The organism is Acinetobacter sp. YH12039 (genome assembly GCF_013420015.1).
Lineage (GTDB): Bacteria > Pseudomonadota > Gammaproteobacteria > Pseudomonadales > Moraxellaceae > Acinetobacter > Acinetobacter amyesii.
The window spans coordinates 1-3,662 of sequence record NZ_VOZA01000079.1 but is presented as its reverse complement, the minus strand read 5'-3'; the positions used below and the strand labels follow the sequence as shown (position 1 = coordinate 3,662).

The window sequence follows — 3,662 nt, the reverse complement described above, 5'->3', positions numbered from 1 at the left end:
CCTTCAAAATTCTTGCTGAGCGATATCGCAATCGAGGCAAAAGACTAGCATTAAGATTCAATCTAATTGCTGGAATTTATAACTTGGAGCTGAGTGAAAAATGACTTATGAAAGAAATCTAATATAATGATTCTTAATCCTCATGAAAATGTTTTATATTCATTTCAATAAATGAATATTATGCTCAATCCTATTTTGGATCATTTGGAGAGTCTCTGCTTGAATTTGTCCAGGTAATAGATCATGAGCGATATCGCTGAATCGGATTGCAACCTTACAAATCGAGCCAATAATTTCATCGACTTTTTGGGCAGAAAGTTCTGCTTCCTGAGTACCAAGTTTTACAAGAGCTTGTCGAGGAATATCCAGTGCCTCACCCATGATATCCATTTGATGATATCCACCTGGCCCTTCACAGAAAGTAACATCATAGGCAGGGGCGAGTTTCCATTGCCCATTTTGGGACATCAGAAATGAAAAGTTTTTGCAATGATCATCTCGATTATTGAAGACTACATTGAAAACAGCTCGCTTGAATGCAATTGCTTTTTCGCGAACATCATTGGTGCAAAAGTGTGCAGCGCGAAGAAAGTTACTGTAGTCTAAACTCCCTGGTGATTTAAAATCAGCTCCGGTGAAGGCAGCTAAACTTTGCATAGGGATACGCATACCATCATGGCGGTCAAATCTTTTTGATGCAAATGCGGTTAATCCATTCGGAAGAGTAAAATATTGAGTATCAGGGGTGTCAATATCACAATGACGTAAACATTCTGCATAAACAGCTTCAATTGCACAAACTTCAGGATGCTCTTGCTGTGCGGGAAATTTGATCAGCCAGGCTTCATGTTGATGTGAGCTAACTGTTGAGAATTCGTTGGTGACAGGATCACGATAGACGAGTGCTTTTGGCCTTGCACCTTGTGGTGATCCACCCATAACTAATAAATGCTGTAAAAATTCAGCACCTTCTCCTTTGAGAACTTCCTGGACTTCTTGAGCGAGTTTAATCAGTGGAATATTTTCAGTTAAGGCTAACTCAGGTGCTGAAGGTTCAAAGGATAATGCCCCCATCGCATGTGTATTAATATACGTGAGTCGTTCTAATGGCCCAATCCGTGCTGGATTGAGTCCATTTTTTTTAAATAAGCGATCCATAAGGAGCATGCCCCAACCATCGGGTAGGGCATCATATATAGGACCTGGCAATCCCATTTGATGTATAGGAAAGTTCGTTCTTAATGGGTCACCTTTTAACGGAAGTAGATAAGAGGAAAGTTCTAAACCTTTACTGATCGCTTCTGCACTGTATTCAAAGGCGATTAATGGCCGACCTGTGATTGCGGTTGAGGAGGCCAGTGTACCCCAAAGCCAATATTCACCCCATCCATTGTAGTAAACATTAAGTTTTTTGAGCATGGATTTATTTCCTTTTGATACGTTGGCGAGCCGTATTGCTCTCATAGCGGAGAATGTCGTTTACACTGTTTAAATGAGGTTTGAAGAGTTCCTCTAATTCTTTTAATCGGCCCAATACCATGGCAACACGTACGAAATTTTCAAATGAGACATTTCGACCAGCTTCTAGATTAGATACTGTATTCACACTAATACCAGCACGTTTAGCAGCGTCTGCCTGAGTCATTTCCAGATAAAGTCTTTCTTTGCGAAGCCTTTCACATAATAAAGTAACAATTTCTTCAGGTTTTTTGAATATTAAATCCATAATATTGGGTCTTATGTCTATATATGTCTATTAAACCACAAAAAAATGGATTTATAAAATAAACCGACTTAGTCGGTAAGGAGGGTACTTTATTGGCCTGATTAGATCCTATTAGATTAAAGAAGTCTAATTAGACATTTACAATCTAATAGAGTCTAACAACTTGCTTTAAGCTCAATCAGTTTCGCGTGGTGTCGCGAGGAACCGTGATTTGCTATCAGTTCAATCTGGAATATCTGACACAAGTGGTCTGGAGTAATGAGGTCGATGGGCAGCGCTTTGCCTTTCTTGATACCTTATTCAGTACCGATTTACAATTTATTCATCATCTTCCGCAAACATTGCTTCAATTTCATCCCAGTGCGGAAATTTATACTTGTTTTTATTCACTTCAAATTGCAGGCCTACTGAAAGAATGTGGGTTACATAGTCAATCCAACTATACAGATGAGGATTATGACATAAAACAATACCGTAAGGTCATTGCAGATGCGGATCAGCAAGCCCATGCAGTGATTCCATCTAGGTAAAATACGAAGTCATTGAAAGATAAATTTACAGAATTACGCCGACCCTACACCCAGGTTGTAACTTAAATTTGAATAAAATAGATCTAATTTTAAATTTGGGGCTTATACGAACAGAAATAAGAGGTAGCTATACATAGAAATATGTATAACATTTAAAGTTTAATTAAAATTATGCAAGGTGATTCACATTCTTTCTAGTATATTGTATGGTGTCTATGTATTTTTGTTTACTTTTTAGCTATTAAAATCTAACAATCAGGGTGAAAGCATGCCAAGTATTAAAATTGTTGCAAAAGAAGGACACGAGGTTTTATCTCAGACGACAGATAAGAATAGTGTTGCACTCACCGAAGCCTCGGTGGTGACATTAGGGGTTGCAAAAGCAGATATTTCAGAGATTCAGCGCAATGGAGCGGATGTTGTCATTCGTTTAAAAAGCGGTGAAGTTATTGTGATTCAAAATTTCTATAGCACCACGACAGCAACCGATAACAGTCTGGTATTAGAAGATGGCAATCAGTTGCTTTGGGTGAAGTTAACGGATGAAACAGGCGCATTTCTTGCTGAAGTGGTGTATGAGCCATTAACGACAATTGAGCCATTATTATATTCAGAGGGCGTGCCTCTTTGGGCGTGGGCTGCAGGGGCAGTTGCTGTGGGAGGTTTGGCAGCAGGCTTAAGTGGCGGCGGTAGTGATGGTGGAAATGGTGGGGGCGACCAAGGACCGTCAGCAGCATATAAAGCAGCAACAGCGGCGGTTGATAAGGCAGTAGAAGCGTATCAAGATGCGAAAGATGCCTTAACAGCAGCGAACACAGACGGTTTAATCAACCCGACCGAAAAAGCGGCGCTTGAAAAGGCTAAGACTGATGCTGAAGCGGCGAAAGCAGCAGCTCAAGCAAAAGTTGATGCATTACCATCGACAGAACAAGCAGCCAAAGATGCACTTGATGCACGCTTGGATAAATTAACTGACCCTGTGATTACTGTAAATGTGAACGATGCGGACAGCAATGGTGTGCTTGATAATGTTGATGCAGCAATTGCAGCGGCGAAAGCAGCAGTAGCAGCGGCAGAAGCGAAGCACACTGCACTGAAAGATGCGATTACAGCCAAAGGCGGCGTGATCAATCCTCAGGACAAAGCAGACTTAGATGCGATTAAATTAGAATTGGATGGCTTAAAAGGCACAGCGCAAGATTTAGTCACCAACTTGCCAGCATCTGCGGACAAAACTGCATTGCAAGGCAAATTAGATGCATTGAACACCACCGTTCCAAATGTGAACGATGCGGACAGCAATGGTGTGCTTGATAATGTTGATGCAGCAATTGCAGCGGCGAAAGCAGCAGTAGCAGCGGCAGAAGCGAAGCACACTGCACTGAAAGATGCGATTACAGCCAAAG

General features: G+C 41.0%; 4 protein-coding genes and 1 pseudogene. 3 read left to right on the top strand and 2 right to left on the bottom strand.

The genetic code is table 11. The annotated features are described in order from the left end of the window. Window positions 1-104, top strand: a pseudogene (locus tag FTT98_RS16860) (IS5/IS1182 family transposase); the annotation flags it as partial. Between the two features lie 55 nt (window positions 105-159). On the opposite strand, the gene FTT98_RS16855 reads toward FTT98_RS16860, so the two are convergent. Then, window positions 160-1,419: a type II toxin-antitoxin system HipA family toxin gene (locus FTT98_RS16855; RefSeq protein WP_180041779.1), complete on the bottom strand. Its 1,260-nt coding sequence runs from the start codon at window positions 1,417-1,419 to the stop codon at window positions 160-162. Between the two features lie 4 nt (window positions 1,420-1,423). Then, entirely contained in the window at window positions 1,424-1,726 is a 303-nt protein-coding gene (locus FTT98_RS16850) for a helix-turn-helix transcriptional regulator (protein WP_180041778.1), read from the bottom strand. A 191-nt stretch (window positions 1,727-1,917) separates the two neighbouring features. Between FTT98_RS16850 and FTT98_RS18385 the strand changes: the two genes are divergently transcribed. Both FTT98_RS18385 and FTT98_RS16835 read left to right on the top strand, forming a co-directional pair. Continuing rightward, the gene (locus FTT98_RS18385; RefSeq protein WP_218950658.1) at window positions 1,918-2,256 is read left to right on the top strand and encodes a hypothetical protein; all 339 of its coding nucleotides are present in this window, start codon (window positions 1,918-1,920) and stop codon (window positions 2,254-2,256) included. Window positions 2,257-2,524: 268 nt separating this feature from the next. Continuing rightward, window positions 2,525-3,662 (top strand): BapA prefix-like domain-containing protein (locus tag FTT98_RS16835; protein WP_180177593.1); only part of this gene is annotated, 1,138 nt, incomplete at its 3' end.